The 19,784-nt window shown below is 50.3% G+C and carries 22 protein-coding genes; 19 read left to right on the plus strand and 3 right to left on the minus strand.

The features are described from left to right. Nucleotides 1-31 precede the first annotated feature (31 nt). The 13 genes from ACINK7_RS05880 (at nt 32) to ACINK7_RS05940 (ending at nt 12,696) form a co-directional block, all read left to right on the plus strand. Complete coding sequence (locus tag ACINK7_RS05880; protein WP_404360373.1) at nt 32-481, plus strand: hypothetical protein; 450 nt, start codon at nt 32-34, stop codon at nt 479-481. A 131-nt stretch (nt 482-612) separates the two neighbouring features. Further along, nucleotides 613-1,002: a single-stranded DNA-binding protein gene (locus ACINK7_RS05885; RefSeq protein ID WP_404360374.1), complete on the plus strand. Its 390-nt coding sequence runs from the start codon at nt 613-615 to the stop codon at nt 1,000-1,002. A 109-nt stretch (nt 1,003-1,111) separates the two neighbouring features. Continuing rightward, nucleotides 1,112-1,492 (plus strand): hypothetical protein, encoded by a 381-nt coding sequence (locus tag ACINK7_RS05890; protein ID WP_404360375.1) that lies wholly within the window; start codon nt 1,112-1,114, stop codon nt 1,490-1,492. 19 nt (nt 1,493-1,511) lie between these two features. Beyond that, a complete protein-coding gene (locus ACINK7_RS05895) occupies nt 1,512-2,246 on the plus strand; it encodes a PH domain-containing protein (RefSeq protein WP_404360376.1) in 735 nt (244 codons plus the stop codon). Nucleotides 2,247-2,300: 54 nt separating this feature from the next. After that, nucleotides 2,301-4,430, plus strand: a complete 2,130-nt coding sequence (locus ACINK7_RS05900) for a DNA topoisomerase 3 (RefSeq protein ID WP_404360377.1) — start codon at nt 2,301-2,303, stop codon at nt 4,428-4,430. Between the two features lie 81 nt (nt 4,431-4,511). After that, nucleotides 4,512-4,754: a hypothetical protein gene (locus ACINK7_RS05905; protein ID WP_404360378.1), complete on the plus strand. Its 243-nt coding sequence runs from the start codon at nt 4,512-4,514 to the stop codon at nt 4,752-4,754. A gap of 229 nt (nt 4,755-4,983) precedes the next feature. Then, nucleotides 4,984-5,475 carry an STY4534 family ICE replication protein gene (locus ACINK7_RS05910; protein ID WP_404360379.1) on the plus strand — a complete coding sequence of 164 codons (492 nt, stop codon included), beginning with the start codon at nt 4,984-4,986 and terminating at the stop codon, nt 5,473-5,475. A 63-nt stretch (nt 5,476-5,538) separates the two neighbouring features. Beyond that, nucleotides 5,539-5,763: a hypothetical protein gene (locus tag ACINK7_RS05915; protein ID WP_404360381.1), complete on the plus strand. Its 225-nt coding sequence runs from the start codon at nt 5,539-5,541 to the stop codon at nt 5,761-5,763. A 1,176-nt stretch (nt 5,764-6,939) separates the two neighbouring features. Next, nucleotides 6,940-7,509, plus strand: a complete 570-nt coding sequence (locus ACINK7_RS05920) for a DUF3275 family protein (RefSeq protein ID WP_404360382.1) — start codon at nt 6,940-6,942, stop codon at nt 7,507-7,509. A 95-nt stretch (nt 7,510-7,604) separates the two neighbouring features. Then, complete coding sequence (locus ACINK7_RS05925) at nt 7,605-8,219, plus strand: hypothetical protein (protein ID WP_404360383.1); 615 nt, start codon at nt 7,605-7,607, stop codon at nt 8,217-8,219. 90 nt (nt 8,220-8,309) lie between these two features. Next, nucleotides 8,310-9,458: a DUF6094 domain-containing protein gene (locus ACINK7_RS05930; RefSeq protein WP_404360385.1), complete on the plus strand. Its 1,149-nt coding sequence runs from the start codon at nt 8,310-8,312 to the stop codon at nt 9,456-9,458. 314 nt (nt 9,459-9,772) lie between these two features. Then, the gene (gene radC / locus ACINK7_RS05935; RefSeq protein WP_404360386.1) at nt 9,773-10,246 is read left to right on the plus strand and encodes a DNA repair protein RadC; all 474 of its coding nucleotides are present in this window, start codon (nt 9,773-9,775) and stop codon (nt 10,244-10,246) included. 131 nt (nt 10,247-10,377) lie between these two features. Continuing rightward, nucleotides 10,378-12,696, plus strand: coding sequence for an SNF2-related protein (locus tag ACINK7_RS05940; protein ID WP_404360387.1), 2,319 nt, complete (start codon nt 10,378-10,380; stop codon nt 12,694-12,696). 390 nt (nt 12,697-13,086) lie between these two features. Here the strand turns inward: ACINK7_RS05940 and ACINK7_RS05945 are convergent, their stop codons facing one another. After that, nucleotides 13,087-13,311 carry a hypothetical protein gene (locus tag ACINK7_RS05945; RefSeq protein WP_404360388.1) on the minus strand — a complete coding sequence of 75 codons (225 nt, stop codon included), beginning with the start codon at nt 13,309-13,311 and terminating at the stop codon, nt 13,087-13,089. 129 nt (nt 13,312-13,440) lie between these two features. Between ACINK7_RS05945 and ACINK7_RS05950 the strand changes: the two genes are divergently transcribed. The 4 genes from ACINK7_RS05950 to ACINK7_RS05965 all read left to right on the plus strand — a co-directional run bounded on the left by ACINK7_RS05950 (nt 13,441) and on the right by ACINK7_RS05965 (nt 15,675). Further along, the gene (locus ACINK7_RS05950; protein WP_404360389.1) at nt 13,441-14,055 is read left to right on the plus strand and encodes an esterase/lipase family protein; all 615 of its coding nucleotides are present in this window, start codon (nt 13,441-13,443) and stop codon (nt 14,053-14,055) included. A gap of 18 nt (nt 14,056-14,073) precedes the next feature. Beyond that, the gene (locus tag ACINK7_RS05955) at nt 14,074-14,220 is read left to right on the plus strand and encodes a hypothetical protein (protein ID WP_404360390.1); all 147 of its coding nucleotides are present in this window, start codon (nt 14,074-14,076) and stop codon (nt 14,218-14,220) included. A gap of 434 nt (nt 14,221-14,654) precedes the next feature. Then, a complete protein-coding gene (locus ACINK7_RS05960) occupies nt 14,655-15,098 on the plus strand; it encodes a hypothetical protein (RefSeq protein WP_404360391.1) in 444 nt (147 codons plus the stop codon). Nucleotides 15,099-15,219: 121 nt separating this feature from the next. After that, a complete protein-coding gene (locus ACINK7_RS05965; protein WP_404360392.1) occupies nt 15,220-15,675 on the plus strand; it encodes a hypothetical protein in 456 nt (151 codons plus the stop codon). Between the two features lie 362 nt (nt 15,676-16,037). Here the strand turns inward: ACINK7_RS05965 and ACINK7_RS05970 are convergent, their stop codons facing one another. Continuing rightward, nucleotides 16,038-17,030, minus strand: coding sequence for an AcrVA2 family anti-CRISPR protein (locus ACINK7_RS05970; RefSeq protein WP_404360393.1), 993 nt, complete (start codon nt 17,028-17,030; stop codon nt 16,038-16,040). A gap of 233 nt (nt 17,031-17,263) precedes the next feature. Between ACINK7_RS05970 and ACINK7_RS05975 the strand changes: the two genes are divergently transcribed. Beyond that, a complete protein-coding gene (locus ACINK7_RS05975) occupies nt 17,264-17,446 on the plus strand; it encodes a Tn3 family transposase (protein WP_404361416.1) in 183 nt (60 codons plus the stop codon). A 261-nt stretch (nt 17,447-17,707) separates the two neighbouring features. Next, nucleotides 17,708-18,781, plus strand: coding sequence for a hypothetical protein (locus ACINK7_RS05980; RefSeq protein WP_404360394.1), 1,074 nt, complete (start codon nt 17,708-17,710; stop codon nt 18,779-18,781). Between the two features lie 77 nt (nt 18,782-18,858). Here the strand turns inward: ACINK7_RS05980 and ACINK7_RS05985 are convergent, their stop codons facing one another. Further along, nucleotides 18,859-19,389 carry a transposase gene (locus ACINK7_RS05985; RefSeq protein WP_404360395.1) on the minus strand — a complete coding sequence of 177 codons (531 nt, stop codon included), beginning with the start codon at nt 19,387-19,389 and terminating at the stop codon, nt 18,859-18,861. Nucleotides 19,390-19,784 lie beyond the last annotated feature (395 nt).

Raw genomic sequence — 19,784 nt, forward strand, 5'->3', positions numbered from 1 at the left:
GGTTTTACCTTTTAAGGGTAAGAGGCGAGCCATGTATTCGACAATGGATCTTCCATTCAAGCAAATAATCCCTTCCTTTTTGCCGTTTGCAACGGAAGCCGGAGCTTGGCGCAGAATTCAGCAACTAGAGAATGAAAACGAGCAAATCCGGAATCTGATGCTCGACTGCGCTCAGGCATTCAGGCAAGTGATTGCCGAGCCGCGCGAAATCTACCTGACAGTACAGCAAGTGCGCTCGTTGACGGTGTATATTCGTTGGCGGCGAAAAGGCGTGCGGGGACGGCAGGGTTATCTGCTACTCGATAGCGAAGCCGGCAAAGCGTTTTTACTGCGCCAACCGGAAGCCATTCGGCAATGTTACCGGCGCTTCGATCAATGGGCCTTGGATTTGAATCTGGCCCACTCATTACGGCTGAACGAGATTAGGCGGTTGAAAACATATCTCCAGCATACCGCCCGGCGTAATGAGATAACGGAATAAAACCCTTGAAATGGTAAATACGGTTTCGACTGGTTTTCGCTGAAAAAAATCGCTAAGGTCGCCGGTAGCATAGGCGGCAGCGCTTCGCCGTTAGCACCTTCGCTTGTCTTAAACGTATTTAGGAGATCGACATGATCAATGAGTTTAGCGGTATCGGCAATCTCGGTAAAAATCCCACGTTGGTAACAGTCGATGTGGAGAGTGAATCCAGAAAAGTCGCCAACCTGCGGGTTTATTTTGATCGACCGGTCGGCGAGGATTTCAAGGACAAGGGTGGGTTTTGGTTGAGCGTCGATATCTGGGGGTTTCGTGCGGAGGAAGCGATTCGTGTCTTGAAAAAAGGAGCGCGGGCGTATTTTTCCGGAACGTTGCGGATGGAGAGTTGGACAGACCATGAAACCGGCGAGATTCGCTCGGAAATGCGACTGTCGGCGGATTATTTTTTCATTGATTCGATGTGTGTCGAAAATGTCATTTATCGCGAGAAAAAACAGCAGGTGACGAGCGATGTGGCGGCATAACGGACATCAACATGTCGGTCGTTTACAAGTACAGCTCTTGCTGTTAGCCGCTCTATAGCTTGGAGGCTGCGCTTCGCCAATCGTCCAAGGGAAAAACGAGGGCTGGGGATTGCAGGATTATGTACATAAGATCGATAGCGGTGCCTACAAAAGCGCCTTGTTGGCCTATGTATTCGAGCGTAAAAATCGCGGCTATGGCGTGTTTGATAACAATGTCAGAAGCAGCGTCAAGCGCGGCAATTTTTCGTCAGCCGAGGAGGAAGTGGCTCAGAAAGCCATGAGCAGTGCGAAACAGGGCGTTTCGAGGGTCAGGACCAATAAGCGATACGGCGACATCAAGTTTTTGCCCGGCGAGCGCTATCAGGCGGATGGGAAAGAATGCCGGCGTTTTTCGGTGGTGTGGTTTTTGACCTCAATCGGTGTAACTCAAGAAACCGAGAGAGGCGAAGCGTGCATCAACCCAAGCACAGGGCGTTGGGAATGGGTATGATCGCCAGCCGTATGCTCACATGAATAGACAAACTATTCTCAATCTCGACGGCAAACCGTTCGCCAGCACGGAGACCGCTGAACAAATGCGAGATCTGTTGAATCGGGAGTCCGAGCATTTTCAAAAAGGGAACCGTTATCGGGTCGGTGTGACGTCAGATGAACACAACATTCCTAAATTCGTCGTTGTTAGAGCTAGAACGGCGAAACCCAAGCCAAGCGCTGCACGCGATGAAGTCGAGGATCATGCCGGCGAGCAACCTGGAGCAACAAAAATTTACCATCCGGCCCTGCGCGTCTATTTTTTTTCGTTGCCGTGGTTCATGGCGAGTACGGCGCAGTATCTATTCGCGAAACCGTTGTGGGTATTCATTTTGACGGCAATGGGCGTGACGCGATTGCCTGCGTGGATCGATGCTTCGTTGCTGATCGATGCAACCGCTTGGATCGGTCTACTTTGGCTGGCGTGGATGACGATTGGTGTGTTGTTGTCCTACTACGGCACTACCTTGACCGTCGACGAACGAGGGATAACGTATCAACGCGGGATTCTGGTAAGGGACATGACCCACGTTCGTTTCCATGAAATTCGGCGGGTCGGTTTACGCCAAGGGCTACTGGACCGCTTGCTGAATACCGGCCTATTGGAATTTGCGTCCTCGGGAACCGATGATGTCGACATACGATTTATCGGCATCGCCAACCCTGCGCGGGTCAGGGCGGAGATCGAGGAAAGGATTGAATTGAAAGCATAGGCAGTTTTATGGGCACGATTGAATTTAGCTTGATGACCAAGGAGAAATAAAACGATGACCGCGTTGTATCTCTGCGAAAAACCCAGTCAGGCCAAGGATATCGCACGGGTGTTGGGCGCGAACCAGCGGCGGGACGGCTATTTCGAAGGGCCGCAAACGATCGTGACCTGGTGTTTCGGGCATTTGTTGGAAATGGCGGCTCCCGAGGATTACGATCCGGAACTGAAAACTTGGCGGTTCGAGACCTTGCCGATCATCCCCGGTCAATGGGTCTGGAAAGTGCGCAAGGATGCGAACAAGCAATACCGGGTCATCGTCGGATTATTCAAGCAAGCCGATGAAATCGTCATTTCGACCGACGCCGACCGCGAGGGCGAATCGATCGCGCGGGAAGTCATGGATAGGGGCGGGTGGAAAGGCCCGGTCTCGCGCTTGTGGCTGTCCGCTCTGGACGATCAAAGCATACGGAAGGCCTTGGCCAACCGCCTTCCCGGTGAACGAACGGCAGCCTTGTACGCGGCGGCCGTGTCACGTTCCAAGGCCGATTGGCTGGTGGGCATGTCGTTGTCCCGGCTCTATACGCTATCGGCCCGGCAATCCGGATACGACGGTGGGGTGATGTCGGTCGGTCGAGTGCAGACGCCGACCTTGAAACTGGTGGTGGATCGCGATCGCGCGATCGAAAACTTCAAGCCGCTACCGTATTACGACGTCATGGCGACATTTCAAACCCGTGACCGGAACAGTTTTACCGGTCACTGGCAAGTTCCCGATGACCTGAGCGACGACGAGGGCCGCTGTCTCAATCGTGCGGCGGCCCAGGTTGTGGCAGATCGATGCCGGGGTAAGACGGCAGTGATAAGCAGCGTCGCCACAAAGCGGGTGAAAGAGTCCGCGCCTTTGCCGTATTCGCTGTCGGCTTTACAACAAGAGGCCTCTCACCGTTTTGGCATGGGCGCTCAGCAAGTGCTCGATATCGCCCAGGCATTGTACGAAACCCATAAACTGACGACCTATCCACGGACGGACTGCGATTATCTGCCACAAGCGCAATACGAGTCGGCATCTGCCATTATCGAGGTAATGAAAGGCGACGACGAATTCCGATCGATCGCGGAATGCGCCGACCCCTCGATTCGCTCGAAAGCATGGAACGATAACAAGATCACCGCGCACCACGCCATTAGTCCGACCGGCGTGAAACGCAATAGGGCGCTCAATACGAACGAAAGCCTGTTATTTGGCTTGATTGTCAGGCGTTATCTGGCCCAGTTTTATCCGGATCATGAATACGATCAGACCACGATGGATCTGTCGGTAGGCGAGGACCGTTTCAAGTCGACCGGCAAACGGATCATTAAAGCCGGCTGGAAACTCGCGCTCCTAAGGAACGATCAACAGGACACGAATGACAAAGAAACCGTTTTGCCGAAGCTGAGCAAGGGAGACGAGTTGAGCGTTGCGGATTGCCGGGTCGACGACAAGGAAACCCAGCCGCCGGCGCGTTACACCGAAGGCACCTTGATCCAGGCGATGAAAAACGTCGGCAAGTTCGTCGAACATCCGGTCCTGAAAAAGCGCTTGAAAGAAACCTCCGGCATCGGCACCGAGGCCACCCGCGCATCGATCATCGATCTGCTGTTGAAGCGCGGATTCATCGACAAGCAAAAAAAGAAATATCTGGTTAGCTCGGACAAAGCCCGCAGTCTGATCGACGCCTTGCCGGAACCGGTTAAAGACCCGGCGACGACGGCGGTGTGGGAACAGGCGTTAGAGGATATCGCCCAAGGGAACGGGAATCCGGATCGGTTTGTCGACGACCAGGCCAAAATGGTGACACATTGGGTCGAGAAGGTCCGACAAGGGATGCCGTCGCAATTTAAAGAGTGGGCGGCAAACACACTGGCCTATGAATGTCCCGAGTGCGGTCATCCGTTGGTCAGAAGAAACGGGAAAAAGGGTTTTTTTTGGGGCTGTCGCCAGTACCCGGAATGTAAAGTGGTACTGCCGGACGAACACGGTAAGCCGGGCAAACAGAGGGAAAAGGCGAAGTCGACCGGACAGAGCTGTCCTGAATGCGGGGAAGGGGACTTGGTGCAGCGGACCGTTCGTAACGGGAAAGCGAAAGGGCAAAGTTTTATCGGCTGTAGCCGGTATCCTGAATGCAGTTATACCGAAGGTTAGCGGGTGCGGCCTCGTTCATGCAACCGTTGCGCTAACGATCAGCTGCCATTTTTTTGCAATGCAAGAACAGGAGTGAATGATATGTCATCGATCGAAACGAATAACGGTTGCCCTAATAGCTCGCCGGATCGCTTTTGCTTGAGTATTGTGAGCGATTATATCGCGGCGAATTGGGCGGATTTTTCGGATTACGCGAAACACTACGAGGTTGATCCGGAGGATCTCTATCAAAAGATTTCAGGAGATGCCAATACGCAGAATGAGTGTGTTGACGGTAAGAGGACTTTTGACTACGATCAAAATCAAAGATTGATTGCTACCTGAAACACTTTCTCGACCTCACCGCCTGTCGGTGAGTCCTTTTGCCGCCGCGAGTCTGCGTATCCGGCGGCCGGTTCCTGCGGGGATCGTGCAGACTATTAAGATACTATCCGAACGAAAGCGTTTTAACTAGTTCGGGCCTTTCGTTTTTTACCCGCCGGGGAAACCAGTTCCCCGTGGGGTCGAACTGTGTTTCTCCGGTTTTTTTTTGTCCTTTAATCGGAGAAACATTATGTCTGAATCCACTCAAAACCCAACCCACTACTTCGATCTTCATGTCCAAGGCGTCGGCTACGTCAATCGTATCCGCGAAGTGCCTGTGAAACGGGGTGAAAATTTTTGGGCCTGCGATATCGCGGCACTCCACGGCGCCGAGGACGCGATCGAATACACCCGTTTCGATTGCCGCGTGAGCGGTTCGGAAGCGGCCAAATTGATTAAACGCCTGGACAAAGCGTGCCGAGACAAGAAAAAAATCCTGATCGGCTTCAAGTTGGGCGATCTTTACGCCGAGACTTTCGTCTACGAGAAAGGCGATAAAGCCGGCCAGACCGGCGTCAGCCTGAAAGCCCGGCTGCTCTATATCTCCTGGATCAAAGTGGATGGCGAGAGTGTCTATATTGCTCCGCCGAAACAAGAAGGTTCCCAAGAGGATTCCCACGAAGATTGTCAAGCGGATATCCATGAAGATTCCATGGAAACGGAAGCTTCTACAAGCGCCTAATCTCGCATCATTAACCCATCTTTCACACGAACCACAGACCTCCTTCGGCCTGTGGTTCTTTTTTTGATCGTGAAAAAAGAGGACTTAACGATGTGTGTGACGCAGAAAGCCGAAGTCGTGATAAGAATGTGGGGGCGGGATATCGCAGATTCCGACCGGTATTTCCAGGATGATATCTTGACGCTGATGAAAATCGACACTGATTGGTTGGGCCGGACGGCAAATAAGGACGATATTTTTCTAGGGCCGTTTTGCTACGTCCCTTGGGAGCTGGAGATACCTTTCTGAAATGGAGTGAACCATAATAGGCCGAATACATTTTTTCACCCGTGGCGGCTTCGGTAAAGCCGCGCCCTTAGCGGACTGCGGTTCGCGCTCTTTGACCGGTGCGCCTGCGATTCCCGGTCGACAGTCTGATTCGTCAGGCTGTAGCAGGCTTTACGGAAACAGTCGGGATTAAAACTACGGCCGTCCTTAACACGGACGACGGAACCAGACACTGGGGCGGTGGTTGTTTTACCCCGAATTCCGGCTGTTGTCCGATCAAACTCCAACTGTGAATGGGCGTTGCTCATCTACTCTCGATCGAAACCATCGGTCGGTCATTAACCTGTTGACCTAAAAAGAGCAGTTGGCATGTGTTGTAGACCGTTCGTGCTGAGCCAAGTCGAAGCATGAAGGGTCTACAACACTTTCACCGGCTTGGTGAAGTCTCAAACTTCTCTTTTTAGGGTTGAGGATCAGGGAGGATCTTCGATCCCTAAGTTTTTCACTCTTTTCCACTCTCATGGTTTGGTTTTCGCAGAATGTCTTGAACATAGGGCATTCTGCGAAAGCGCGATAGGCGTTTTTGCGTGACTACACCGGCCGCCATTGTCGGAAAATGATGGAACCCTTTGTGCGGTAGACCGTGCGCAATCGTATGGCTTTGAACACTCTAGGACAAGTCAGGCAAAAATAACAGTCGGTTTTTTTTACGGGGAAACAGGCTTTAGTTTTGTAGCGAGTGTGTTGAAACAATAATGATCAACCGCTGATGGAGTGATTGATCGTATTTAACCGGTTTTCACATTGGTCTATCTCTGAGTCACAAGACTCTCATGATGGGCTATCAGATTACACCAATAGCGTGCGCAGAGGGTCATCTTTGCGCACCTGATTTTTTTCGAACGTCTCTTTATCGAGACCGAGAGGCATTGGAAAAAAATCAGTTTTACGTGGTCACTGCGATCAGTGGCATCCTTTTGCTGCCGCGAGTCTGCCTAACCGGCGGCCGGTTCCTGCGGGAATCGCGCAGACATTTTTTTCAACCCCACCGGGAAACGATTTCCCGATTGGGACGTGGTTTACCCGGTTATTTTTAACATCAATCGGAGAAACCGCAATGAAACATTCAATGCTCGCAGTCCGCATGAATCCGGCTGCCGATCCACAAGCGCCATTGACCGAAGTAGAGGTGGCGTCATGATCAGTTTACCCGCCATTCTGACCATCAAGATCATCAACGGCCGCAACGGCGAATTCCGCGTCGGGTCGCTGCATACCGAGATCGGCGATTTCGCCGTCAAAGATCCGGTATTGGATCAATACGACGAAGGATGTTATGAGGGAGTGTTCGGCATCAGCCGGGTATTTTCATCCTCCTATACAACCACCAGCCGAATCGTGATCGAAACCCGAGCGGTGCTGGAAAGCATCGCGCTGGCCAATGTCAATCAGTTATCAGCGGAGGACTCCGAGCCGATTGAGCAAGACCCGATCGATGAGGATAAACCGCGGCAAGAGAACCATTTAACAGAACCGGCTCAGACTCCGGAGTCGTCCTTGCCGGAAGGCCAGGATGTTGAGTTAGACCAAGGCGATGAAGCGGATGCCGATCCGGACGCCAAGCTGTTCGGGTTGCTCTGGCCGCTTCAGGATTCGGTGAAACTCGATCCGACCGTGGATCGCGGCCAGTTTCGGCGTCAACGCGACCGGTTGAAGGAACTGGGCTACCAGTTCAAACCGGTCGGTCAGGTTTGGCTGCAAGGATAGTTGCCGTTACTGGATAATGTTTTAATCGACTATAGACCCGAACAGGGAGCGCTCTCCCGTTCGGGGACGCGTCCTGCGGGTCGAGGAGAATAGTGATGTTAGTCATAGATGAACTACACGATGTGTTCTGCGATGCCCTGGTCGATGATGATGGATGGTTGGTGTTCGCGTCCTGTTGGGGACGCGATACCGCCATCCAGGAGTTATTGGCCCGGATGACCTTACCGGACAGTATAGGCGGATTAAGCAAACTGACTTTTCTGGACGATGCGATGAATCGTACGGTAGGTATCGGTAATCCGGACCGGCTGGACAAGATGACCGGCAGAATGCCGAAAGCGAATTTGTTCGGCGATATCGTCCATTTATGGTTGTTCGACAAGACGGCGGCAACACCCGATTTCGTCAACCGTCGGGCTTATTTGCTGTTGTTGCCGGACCAGGATGAACACGCGGCCACTTGGTCGCTAATTAAGTCGGTTTGCCCACTGCCGTTACTGGATTATTGGCAGGACGCTGTCGTCAATGTCTGCATACGAAACGGATGGTTAAAGGGCATCAAAGGCTATCGGATCAACGCGGTTAGCATCGATCTACCCGGTGAGGAATTCGGAGCACTACTCGGCGACATGATCCGACAAGGATTGTTGGAACTGGATAGCGATGACAATTGGACGATGGCGACAGCATATCGCCATCCCGATTTTTAACAATAAGCGTTTTTATCAACCCAACCGGGGAAATATTTCCCCGATGGGGCGTGTTTCTCCGGTTATTCATTAATCAATCAGGAGAAACACATGGCTCTCATGTTTCAACGCATTGCCCGGAACTACGTCAAAGACGGGTATTTTCCGACCGACAGCGATACCATTGAACGGGTGTTGTCGTTACTCAAGCCCTGTAAAAGCGGCCGTATGCGGATCATCGATCCCTGCGCCGGCGAAGGGGTGGCGCTCGCCGAATGCGGGCAGCATTTACAATATCCGGAAGCGGACAGAAACGTTGAATCCATCACCGTCGAGTCCTACGGCGTGGAATACCACGTCGATCGCGCTCACCAGGCCAAGCAATTGTTGACGCGTTGCCTGCACGGCGATTTTCAGGACACCCTGATCACGCCGCGAAGTTTCGGTTTAGTGTGGCTGAATCCGCCTTACGGCGATTTGGTCTCCGATAACGGGCAGACGGGGGATAACCAGCGCAGCGGTAAAAAACGCCTGGAAAAGATATTTTTTCAGCAGGCGGCCAGGCTGTTGCAGTATGGCGGCGTGATGGTGTTGATCGTGCCGCATTATGCGCTGGATCACGAGTTCCGGAAATGGCTCGCGGCCGGTTTCGACCGGGTGCAGGTGTATCTGGCTCCGGAGCAACGGTTCAAACAGGCCGTTGTGCTGGGGATTAGGAAGCGGACCACGTCGTCCGGTCCGGTTTACCGGGAGTCCCTCGCCCAATTGGAGGCATTCGCCCAGCTTGACGTAGCGGATAAGCCAATATTGCCGAGCCGTGAGTGGGCTGAAGACGACTGTTACCGGGTACCGCCGTCGACGGGCGATATCCGCTTCAATGCCGCCCGGATCGACGAGGCGCAGTTGCGCGAGGAAATTGAGAAGTATCCTTGCCTGTGGCCGCAGTTTAGCGTGGCCATGACTCGACAGTTGGGTAACGCGCAAAGGCGTCCGCTGATGTCTTTATCCGATTGGCACTTGGCGCTGGCGTTGGCCGCGGGACATGTGTCCGGTATCGTGCAGTCCAACGACGGTCGTAAAACCTACGTCGTGAAAGGCGATACCTTCAAGGACAAAAAACATACGGTCCAGATCGAGGAGCAAGGTAACGGCGAGTTTCGGGAAATCCGGGTCGCATTGGATGTATTCGTCCCGCAAATCAAAGCGATCGACTTTACGCCGGATAGTCCGACCTTCGGTGAAGTGTTGACGATTCAATAAGGTGAAAGCCTGGAACTTCCGAACGATCGGGAGTTCTTTCGTACCGCTTGTGAATCACAGGCGGTTGGAAAGAACGCGAAGGCCTGCGTTGTCGCCGGCCATGAATAAGGTACAAGAGCTTTCATGAGCTTGACGTGATCACTGCGTTTCAGTGATGACCCTTAGCCGCCGCGAGTCTGCATCACCCGGCGGCCGGTTCCTGCGGGAATCGTGCAGACGCTGTAGTCATTATTCATCAACCCAACCGGGGAAACCAATTCCCGGGCGGGATGCGTGTTTCTCCGATTTTTTATTCACTAATCAGGAGAAACACCATGCTGTATATCCAAAAAGCCAATGGCGAATACGCAGTAGCGGGCGAGGACGATGTCATTTACGAAGCCATCACCATCTATAACCGTTATTTTGCCAGGGGCGAAGCATTAGATTCACCCGATAAGGCACGGGATTTGATCAAGTTGAAACTCGCACCTTATGAACACGAGGTGTTTTTGTGCCTGTTTCTAGACAATCAGCACAAGGTGATTGCCTGTGAGGAGATGTTTAGAGGCACGATCGACAGTGCCAGCGTTTATCCGCGTGAAGTCGTCAAGGCGGCATTGCAGCATAACGCGGCAGCCGTGATTTTGGCGCACAATCATCCCTCCGGCATTGCGGAACCGAGCGGTTCGGATAAGGCGATTACCGAAAAGCTGAAGCAGGCCTTGGGTTTGATTGACGTTCGCGTGCTCGACCATTTTATTGCCGGGGAAACGGTGTATTCGTTTGCCGAACAGGGGCTGATTTGACCGGCGACAATTCAAGAGTTGTAGAGTGGTCAATATTTATCGAGTGGTATTTTTTAACATTTAACCCGCCGGGGAATCAACTTCCCGGGTGGGTGTTGTTTCCCCTGGCGTTATTTTGAGGTGAAACAACGATGACAAACATAAACAACGAAATAGCAACTGCCGATGATACGGCAGATCTCGAGGAGTTGGACAACAGAACGATTCCGTTAAACGACTTTCTGGTTGAATTCGGAGAAGGTTTGATGGCATCGGTATCCAGACAATTGCCGCCGGTGTACGATCCAGATCGTCATAATCCGTATTGGGACGAAATCATGGATAGCTTGCAACGCCGACCGTTTGATGCTCAACGGGATCGAGTGCAAGCGGTCTGTCAACTGTTGGTTGAGCAAGGCGAGCCGGCAGCCGTTCTGAACGGTGAAATGGGGTGCGGAAAGACCATGATGGGAATTGCCGCGGCCGCCGTATTGTATTCCGAAGGCTATCGCCGAACCTTGGTGATTGCCCCGCCGCATTTGGTCTACAAATGGCGTCGGGAAATCCTGGAGACCGTTCCGGATGCCAAGGTATGGGTGTTGAATGGGCCGGATACCGTTCGGCAACTATTGAAAATCCGGGCGAATCGCAACGTTTCGCCGTCGACGCCGGAATTTTACGTGATCGGCCGCGTCCGCATGCGAATGGGCTTCGATTGGCGCCCGGCGGCGATGGTCAGACGGGTTCACGAACGGGTCGTCGTGCCGGAAACGGAGACACAAGCCGGGCGAACCTATACGGCCAGCTTTGAATTCGCCGCTTGTCCGGCATGCGGAACCTTTGTGGTCGATGACGAAGGCGAACGGATGAGCGCGGCGCGTTTTAAACGCGGGGACGATAATCGCCATGCTTGCTTGCACTGCGGTTCGCCATTATGGACCTTGAAGCGCAATAATCCGCCCAAGGATTTTCGTGAAATCGTTCATGATGCGCTGTGCCAAATTCCAACGATCGGTCCCAAAACAGCCCATAAGCTGCTGCAAAACTTCGGCACCGACACGTTGTCGGTCATGTTGTCTGATAACGTGTTCGAGTTCATCAACCTGATGGACGAAAACGGCGATCTGGTGTTTTCCGATCGTCAGGCAAGACGGATGGAGCGATCGCTGGCCAAGCAAGAGATCGGCTTCGGCCAAGGCGGATATCAACCTTCAGAGTTCATCAAACGCTATCTGCCCGATGGATTCTTCGATCTGTTGCTGGTCGACGAAGGCCATGAGTACAAAAACTCGGGGTCGGCGCAGGGGCAGGCGATGGGCGTCTTGGCCGAAAAAGCGCGTAAAACCGTGTTGTTGACCGGTACTTTGATGGGCGGCTACGCCGACGACCTGTTTTATCTGCTGTGGCGGATCATGCCGGCGCGGATGATCGAGGACGGGTTTCGCTATAACGGCCGGAACAACCTGGGACCGGCGGCGATGAACTTCATGCGTCAGCACGGGGTACTCAAAGACGTATTCAAGGAAACCAACGACGGCAACCATCGTACCGCCAAAGGCAAGAAAGTGACGGTGCATACCTCTAAAGCGCCGGGATTCGGGCCGAAGGGCGTGTTGCGTTATGTGTTGCCTTATACGGCGTTTTTGAAACTCAAGGACATTGGCGGGAACGTACTACCGGATTATCACGAATCGTTTGTCGAGATCGCGATGAGTCCGGAGCAGAGAGAGGCTTACGATCGCTTGAGCGGTGTCTTGACAACCGAAATGCGCAAGGCGTTGGCCAGGGGAGATAAAACGCTGCTGGGCTTGGTGTTGACGGTGTTGCTGTCATGGCCGGATGCCTGTTTTCGGTTGGAGGAAGTCCGTCATCCGAGAACCCATCAGTTATTGGTAATGATGCCGCCGGTGTTGGGAGATGAACCCAGTCCGAAGGAAGCAGCGTTGATCGAGCTGTGCCGGCAGGAGAAAGCTCAAAACCGGCGGGTGTTGGTATATACCGTTTATACGGGCAAACGCGATACCGCAGCCCGGTTGAAGAAGACGCTGGAAAGCGCCGGCTTCAAAACCGCCGTGTTGCGGTCGAGCGTCAGCACCGACCGGCGCGAAGACTGGATCATGGATCAAGTAGACCGGGGCATCGATGTACTGGTCTGCAATCCGGAACTGGTCAAGACCGGCTTGGATTTGCTGGATTTTCCGACGATCTGCTTTATGCAGTCGGGATATAACGTTTATACCGTCCAACAAGCCGCCCGACGTTCCTGGAGGATCGGTCAGAAACAGCCGGTAAAAGTGCATTACCTCGGGTACGAAAAAACCGCGCAAATCGCCTGTTTGACTCTGATGGCGAAAAAAATCGCGGTCAGTCAGTCCACGTCCGGCGATATGCCGGATACCGGTCTTGATGTACTCAACTCCGACGGCGACAGTGTTGAAGTGGCGTTGGCCAAGCAACTGGTTGCCGCCTGATTATTAACTTGCCCCCGCTACGGGGGCTTTTTCCAAGTTGAATGTTTAACACGAAGGCATCAAACCTGGAAAAAGCGGAATATTTTTACCGTGATCACTGCGTTTCAGTGATAACCCTTAGCCGCCGCGAGTCTGCATCATCCGGCGGTCGGCTTCTGCGGGAATCGAGCAGACGTTTTTATCAACTCAAGCGGGTGGACCTTAGGGTTCCTTCGTCAATGAGTAACAATCAGGTATACTTCAAATTAATAGAATGCAGACCAATGTTTACACCTTGCGAATGAAGGAAACGGCCAAAACAGGCCACCGAAGATGCTGGCGGAATTTTCCAGTCCTAAGTTCGGCGAATGGCAGCTTTTCGGCAAGCAAATCGACTTTATAAATGCGTCACTACGGCCATAACCAGCTAAAGAAAAATCTTTGATCACTGACTGCAAACTGGCGCATTGCTACCGATGAATTGGCTTTGGTTAAAAAAATCCAGATAAAATTTAAGCCATTTGTGAAAATTGCGGCGTTGAATTGACGATCCGGAACATTGCGCTGACCAAGCTGTGCTTCGAACGCCTGACCGAGGGATGCGGTAACAATCAACATGACAACCGCCAATTTCACTTATTGGCGCAGTTTGGATGATATACGGAAGGGTAAAATCCTTGCAGTACACAAACTTATTTTTACAACCCAGTTTTTGGGTAGATATACTGTTAACAGCTTAATAACTTGTTTAGGAATTGAGAAGAAATGGAAGCGCTATTTGTTCATGGTATGGGGAGGTCGTCAATTTCAGGTTGGCCACTTTTATTTCAGTTAAGGCGTGCTGGTTTACAAACTAGAAGCTTCAGTTATCTAGTAAGCATGGATCCATTTACTGCTATTCAGGCGCGTCTTGAAAAGCAAATCGCTGAAATTGCTTCCAGTGGCAACTACATTCTCATTGGTCATTCACTGGGCGGAGTTTTAATCCGGGCAGCATTAGGTTCTTTGCAGAATGACGTTCCTCCACCTGAGCATGTATTTTTGCTTGGCTCCCCTATAAATCCCTCTCGCTTGGCGCAACAATTTAGTCCTAATATATTATTTCGCACGCTTACCCGCGACTGTGGAAATCTTCTCGCATCGGCAGAGCGCATGTCAGTAGTTGGCCCAACAAATCAGCCAACAACAAGCATCGTTGGGGTAAGAGGCATATCCTGGAAGCGCGGCCCATTTAAGGGTGAAGAAAATGATGGTGTTGTATCTCTTTCCGAGGTCGGTGCAGAATGGCTTACGGACGAAGTAAGGCTGCCCATTGTTCATGGCCTGCTTCCAGCCAGCAATCAAGTAGCCCGAATTATTTTGGAGCGTCTCAATGCCTAACGAATAAGGTAAGATTTTGTGAGCAAGGCAAACCAAAATCTGAACCGTTTGTTGGAACAAGTCGCTCAAGCACGTTTCACGCTTTGCGTGTCACTGGACGCCCGCTGCTTCGCAGCGTATCACCGGTTACGGTCGCCGCTTAGCTCTACGTTGAATGGCAGCTGATTGAATCCCTGCCGACATTGATCGCAAGGCTTCGAGTGTCAACTAGGGGTCACTCGGCGACCGTCCGCTCTTCAGATTAATCGCCGGAAAGCTGTTATTGAATTCCGACACCTGAAAGCGGTCGTTCGTCACTGAGTCCAACCGACCCGTTGCAGGCTTTCAATAGAAATTTTTGAATGACGGCAATTAGCAGTATAGCGGCCAGTTGCTGAATTGCTTGGTTAAGTCAGTTGATTGAAGTTATCCAGACCTGTTTATCGTGAAAATTATGTGTGTTATCCCGCCTAGTAAATCAAATTCTACGTCTTTTTTACTATACTTTAGTTTGCAACCAAGACAGTTCAAATATAAATATGCAGACCTAGATAATAGTTTATTAGACAATACGTATAATTCCAGATTCATTATCAAAAACCGCAAGCAAGATTAGCCACATGAATTTCTTCGAATTTCTCAAAAATCGAATTGACCTCGTACCTAAAGAGGAAGAGCTTCTATATGAGTATGTAGCGCACGAGATTGAACAAAATACTTTAAGCCGTGGGCTCTGGATGAAAGCCTTATCGGAATCCGATTTCGATGAGGGGCGTGCACGCTCGATTTACGTTAAAGCAAGAGTTGCCTCACTTCGACAAGAGCTGCAAGAACTTCGCCCTCAGTTGAAAATAATGCAAGAAATGGAGGATCGTCTGAGCAAATTAATAAATGAAGGTTGTACTCAAGAAGCAATTGATTATTTAGGAAATCCCATTCGTGTGAGTGCACACATGAGCAAATATAAAACCACACTCATGCAGGTTCAACACGCCATTAGCATTGGAAAAATCAAAGGCTTCCTAATTGATGGTAGCTTGTGGGTTCAAGACAGAAAAATTTAACAACACTCAAATATATGTACTCCTCTAATTTAATGAAATGTCCACAATAGAGTTTGATAACTGGTTTGCGGCCTATTTAGGGCTAGAGTCGTCTCAGGTACAGCGCCTTTTGCGAGATGGCATGGCGACACGCTTTCTGATCGCTTGGGCCTTGTTTGAATCGAAGTGTTTCAATGGATTTGTGAAGAGTAAACGGATTCCGAACTTTGCAAAGGAAGTCGTTCAAGAAAAGAGTTTCTCCCGTCACGATTTCGAGGCGGCTGGACAGCATTTCCATGATCGATACCAAGATTGCGACCGCCTGCGTCATCTGCTACACGACCAAGAAGTCAACGGTCTGACTGATATTCTAAGCAGGCAGTTTGAAGAACTCGTCGACGACGAACTGGTCTTTATGCTCATAGTAGTCGTCTATCGCTTCCGGAATAATATTTTTCACGGAAATAAGGGCGTAGATACTTGGCTTCAGTACAAAACGCAAATAGAGATGTGCACCAGCATCATGCAGCGATTGATTACGTGCCGAGAGGAAGCGCACAACAATGGCATACAGGCGACCGCCTACAATGGCACCTGATACCTAGCGTTGAATGACAGCTTTCTGTATTGCAGCCGTCATTTTGTTGAAATTCGTGATCGTCTCTTTTTGGCCGTAGTGACTCATTGATAATGTCAAATTGTTTGCCGAAAACCGGACAGTCCAATTGGTTAAATGTAGTCGAATCTATTGAAATTGGATAGTGACCCCGACGGACGGGTTTGGCCGATTACGACAATTCACCACTCTCAAAAGCCGACATTCACTACTGGTGGATTCGTATCGGAATCGATGGCCTGGGTGGTATCGGAACCAGTTGCTGGAATATGCAAAATAGGTTTATTCAGTGTGACAAAATTTTCTGAGGGTCCGGCCTACAAATCCAAATTAGAGAAGATTTTTCATGGTTGGATTCGATTTTGATCTTCGTTGTTGTCGTTACGGCCGACTATGATAGGCGAAAGCCATTTATAACGAAACTGGCGTTCTCCTGTCTTTGGACCCCGCCAAAAGCCGTGCCAATGCGCCCGGCGCAAATGCGGTTTGACAACGCGGCCGAACGGTTCCGTTTCGTTCACATGCCGCAACTGGGTGCCGGTCTTTTCTCCGATCGACCAGATTTTCGGCTTGTCGGGCGGGAATAACCGCCAACCGCCTTTGACCTTTTTCGGTCGCGGATAATGCGGTTTCTCCTCGGGTACCTTCGGGTCGACAATTTCCGGCTCTTCGCTGCACAGGTACAGAACAAGGCTCACTAACGGATTGATCGATTTGGCGGTATTTTCAACCGAAACGCCAATTTCAGAGGATTCAGGCATCACAATGTTTGCTTGTTTGCCCTGCCGTTTCGCTTCACTAAACCACCGGTCAACCGCTTCGGTAATCGTCCATGGCCCGATATGCAGAATATGCGGTTGTAGTTCGGATTCGGTATCGAGCAGAAAACGCAGCTCGTTTCGGTGCGTGTTCGTGTCCTGTTCCAGATGCACCCAGAAACCGTAGAGGCGTGTTTCAAACCACCGATAATCTTCCGGCATTTCAATATAGACGCACCATTCAGGCAGGCGCAGCAAGACATCGCTTGGGATCTCGCCTTTAACCGTCGTGTCGGCCAATGCGGCAAACGTGTCTGGATCGAATCGGTAAACGCCTTGGCTGTATCGCCAGGAACCCAGCGCGGCAAGGTTCGCCACGTCGGCAACGAGATTCAACGGCAAGCGACCAGTTTGATGTTGCGCGCTGATAATTGAGTACCAAGCGGCCATCGGCATAAAGCACCAGTTCGGCCAATCGGGTAAATCCTTGCCTCGGTCTTGCCGGAAAATCTCGACCTGCTTCCAGGCATCGGGATAATGTTTAGCAATGGCGTTCAAGTGCTCAAGGGGGCGTAGCATAAAAGGCCTCAAAGGCTTGTCAAACAAGCTATCTAAGCATAAAACAAACTAATTTGTCGCGTCCTTGCGGCGATTGATCAATCGATAAAAGTTCGTCGTTCGTTCGTTTATTTTGATTTATTTTCCGTTCCTTACGGCCCCCCTTTTTTGTTGAGTAAATTACTCGGCCTTTCTTCGGCATTTAACTCCGGCAGCTTTGGGCCGATTTTGATCGGCGTTAACACGTAGCCGATCTGCTTTGGTTCGTCGCTGAAAGAACAGGATTCCTGAAGTCATTTACCCACGTTTTGGAGCGCGACGTCAAACAAGATGCCGATCCGAAACTGATCCTGGCGTGTATCGTTGCCATGGGAACTCGCCGACAAATTTATGGCATCTCCGAAGTTCTTTTCGGCATGTCATTGCCGTTATTCTAAATTAACGCTAACGGTGAGTGGTAATATTTTGCCTCCGATGCCTAACGCACTGCCTCCCGTGGTTAACGTACTATTTTTTCCGAATTCTGTGGTTACCCCAAGTACGAAGGAAAATTTTTCCCGTTTCTTCGTTTTACATCCTGGCCGGTCAATGCTTGTAGCCACTCTTATATAGCAAATAAAGCTGAGCAGTAAATCTTTTTAATCCATAGGAGAGTTATGCATCCATTTATAAAAATGAACAAATGACTCCTTAAATCCTTGGCTGGTAAAAATAATCATCTACAGTGTTTTTCAACGGGAACAAATGAGTCCCTAAGACAATTTGAGGGTAATATGATAGCTTTGTCAAAAATCACAAAAGAAGACGCTAAAAAAGCCGCGATGAAGTTTTTGGGCATTTTGGCAATGTGGACCGATTGTTTCTTTGATGAAAAAGCCGGCGCCAGATTGCTGAAAATAGATGAAGAAAGCTATGAGGGCGGCGATATTCACTATGACGGCACGACGGAAGCACTCGAATCGTATATTAAAAAGAGTGACCTAGAAAATTCAGTTTTTGTAATACGAATTCAAGAAATTTTTAATTTTGCACAGGCAGGTGTGTGGGATGGTGTTGATACCATCAATGGGAATAATAATTTAGAAGCTTGGATATCTGATGCATTAGTAGAGTTAGGTACATTTCAAAATGTATTTGGTTCACGACCTAGATTATCGTTTAAGGATGACGGGGTAACGATGCTAGGTGGCAATGACGATCCCATTTTAGAAACATTATTTACGATTACCGAAGCTGCACGCGCAAGATGGAATCTCCTAGAGCGCCTTGATTTAACATTAGACGAAATCGCCTTGCTAGCTGGGGTAGGAATTAAAACTGTTAGAAATGCCGTTAGCTCAAAGGGGCATGACCGCTTGATTACGGACGGCCGCCAAGATGACAAGACGGTTGTCGAGGCTGACGAAGCCTATCGCTGGCTATTGACCAAAAAAGGTTTTACTGGACCATTCTTATATGAAGAAGAACCGCCTTACAACACATGTGAGACGTTAGGCCAATTTAGGCATCATTGCTATGTCCTAAGGACGTTAGCAAAACTCGAGATTACTGACTTGGCAAGGCAACTGAGTTGGAATGAATCACTCACCCAGGCATACACCGACTTGGAAAATTTAGACGTAACCGAGAAGTTAAGCATTTTGACGCCCAATATATTGTTGGAGCTGGGCAAGTTTTATAAATCCGAGAATCTCAATACTTTTGTAATAGAAGGCAGCCGGATTTTGGCTTCGGCAGTCGCCGAGTACCAATCCAAACAATTGTTCAACTGATTGAGGAGGTGTTCGCCATGATTTTAACCAAACACGCAGAAACGAGAATTCAACAACGCTGTATCCCGAAGCTCGTATTAGACCTGTTGCTTCAGCATGGAGCGATCGAACACCAACACGGCGGCTGAACAACGAATCACATAAGCGCGTTCCACCTGATGCAGTTCCGCTAACCAGCGATAAGACGGATAGTTGCGGTCCAGCGTCAGTAAATCCAATGGCTTGGTATGCGCCAAATGGGCAATGGCTAAATCCACTTCGTAAGCATCCGCGCGAGCCAGTTCCGCGGTCAGGGCCACTCGGTTGAGTACGTCATATAGCACTGACGCCACCGCATAGGGATGCTCGCCTTGAAGTTCGCTCTCTTTGCCGTTGGAATAAGCAATTGTACCAAAGGTATCGCGGACTTCTTGGTTATCCGGTAGGCGGATTTTCGACCCGTCCACGGCTAAAATCCGATACCCCCAAAAACGCTTATAGTCCGTATCGGCATAGAGCGTGTCAACCACGGCTTTTTGGTTTAATTCAATAAATGCCGTGTGCTTTAATTTATACCGCGCTTGCGAGTAAGCGCTCGCGGTGACCGGGTCTTGATTCAATTGATTCATGGCTTCATTGACAACCAGTTGGAGTGATTTAACGCTGTTCCGTAAAACCAAGACTAACACCAAGCCAAACGATAAGACGCGCTGGCGGGTAAAATCTTTTGCGCCTTGCCGATGACGCCCCTTGAATGTCTCGTCATCAATTAAATTGCAACTGACGCTTGCCGCTCGTTTCCCTTTAAAAAAATCATAGTTAAATTATGTAATTGTCGTTTATATCAGATTTTTTGTCTTAACTTAATGGCAGTGACTTCCAGAATTTTTGAAGTCCACATACACCGATAATCAGGTTGCGCAACTTTTTAAAACTCCAAGCTTCAAGACTTTGATACTCGTGGCCTTAAACGTTTTTGTCACTCCAATGAGTGACATTTTTTCGGAGTCCATTAAGTTGCGCA

Origin of the sequence: Methylotuvimicrobium sp. KM1, from assembly GCF_044788715.1 — a bacterium.
In the GTDB taxonomy this organism is placed as follows: Bacteria; Pseudomonadota; Gammaproteobacteria; order Methylococcales; family Methylomonadaceae; genus Methylotuvimicrobium.

Excerpts from the sequence above, each read along its gene's own strand:
- ACINK7_RS05880 (WP_404360373.1), top strand. The coding sequence starts at position 32 with ATGTATTCGACAATGGATCTTCCATTCAAGCAAATAATCCCTTCCTTT.
- ACINK7_RS05885 (WP_404360374.1), top strand. The coding sequence starts at position 613 with ATGATCAATGAGTTTAGCGGTATCGGCAATCTCGGTAAAAATCCCACG.
- ACINK7_RS05895 (WP_404360376.1), top strand. The coding sequence starts at position 1,512 with ATGAATAGACAAACTATTCTCAATCTCGACGGCAAACCGTTCGCCAGC.
- ACINK7_RS05900 (WP_404360377.1), top strand. The coding sequence starts at position 2,301 with ATGACCGCGTTGTATCTCTGCGAAAAACCCAGTCAGGCCAAGGATATC.
- ACINK7_RS05905 (WP_404360378.1), top strand. The coding sequence starts at position 4,512 with ATGTCATCGATCGAAACGAATAACGGTTGCCCTAATAGCTCGCCGGAT.
- ACINK7_RS05910 (WP_404360379.1), top strand. The coding sequence starts at position 4,984 with ATGTCTGAATCCACTCAAAACCCAACCCACTACTTCGATCTTCATGTC.
- ACINK7_RS05920 (WP_404360382.1), top strand. The coding sequence starts at position 6,940 with ATGATCAGTTTACCCGCCATTCTGACCATCAAGATCATCAACGGCCGC.
- ACINK7_RS05925 (WP_404360383.1), top strand. The coding sequence starts at position 7,605 with ATGTTAGTCATAGATGAACTACACGATGTGTTCTGCGATGCCCTGGTC.
- ACINK7_RS05930 (WP_404360385.1), top strand. The coding sequence starts at position 8,310 with ATGGCTCTCATGTTTCAACGCATTGCCCGGAACTACGTCAAAGACGGG.
- radC (WP_404360386.1), top strand. The coding sequence starts at position 9,773 with ATGCTGTATATCCAAAAAGCCAATGGCGAATACGCAGTAGCGGGCGAG.
- ACINK7_RS05940 (WP_404360387.1), top strand. The coding sequence starts at position 10,378 with ATGACAAACATAAACAACGAAATAGCAACTGCCGATGATACGGCAGAT.
- ACINK7_RS05950 (WP_404360389.1), top strand. The coding sequence starts at position 13,441 with ATGGAAGCGCTATTTGTTCATGGTATGGGGAGGTCGTCAATTTCAGGT.
- ACINK7_RS05960 (WP_404360391.1), top strand. The coding sequence starts at position 14,655 with ATGAATTTCTTCGAATTTCTCAAAAATCGAATTGACCTCGTACCTAAA.
- ACINK7_RS05965 (WP_404360392.1), top strand. The coding sequence starts at position 15,220 with ATGGCGACACGCTTTCTGATCGCTTGGGCCTTGTTTGAATCGAAGTGT.
- ACINK7_RS05970 (WP_404360393.1), bottom strand. The coding sequence starts at position 17,030 with ATGCTACGCCCCCTTGAGCACTTGAACGCCATTGCTAAACATTATCCC.
- ACINK7_RS05985 (WP_404360395.1), bottom strand. The coding sequence starts at position 19,389 with ATGAATCAATTGAATCAAGACCCGGTCACCGCGAGCGCTTACTCGCAA.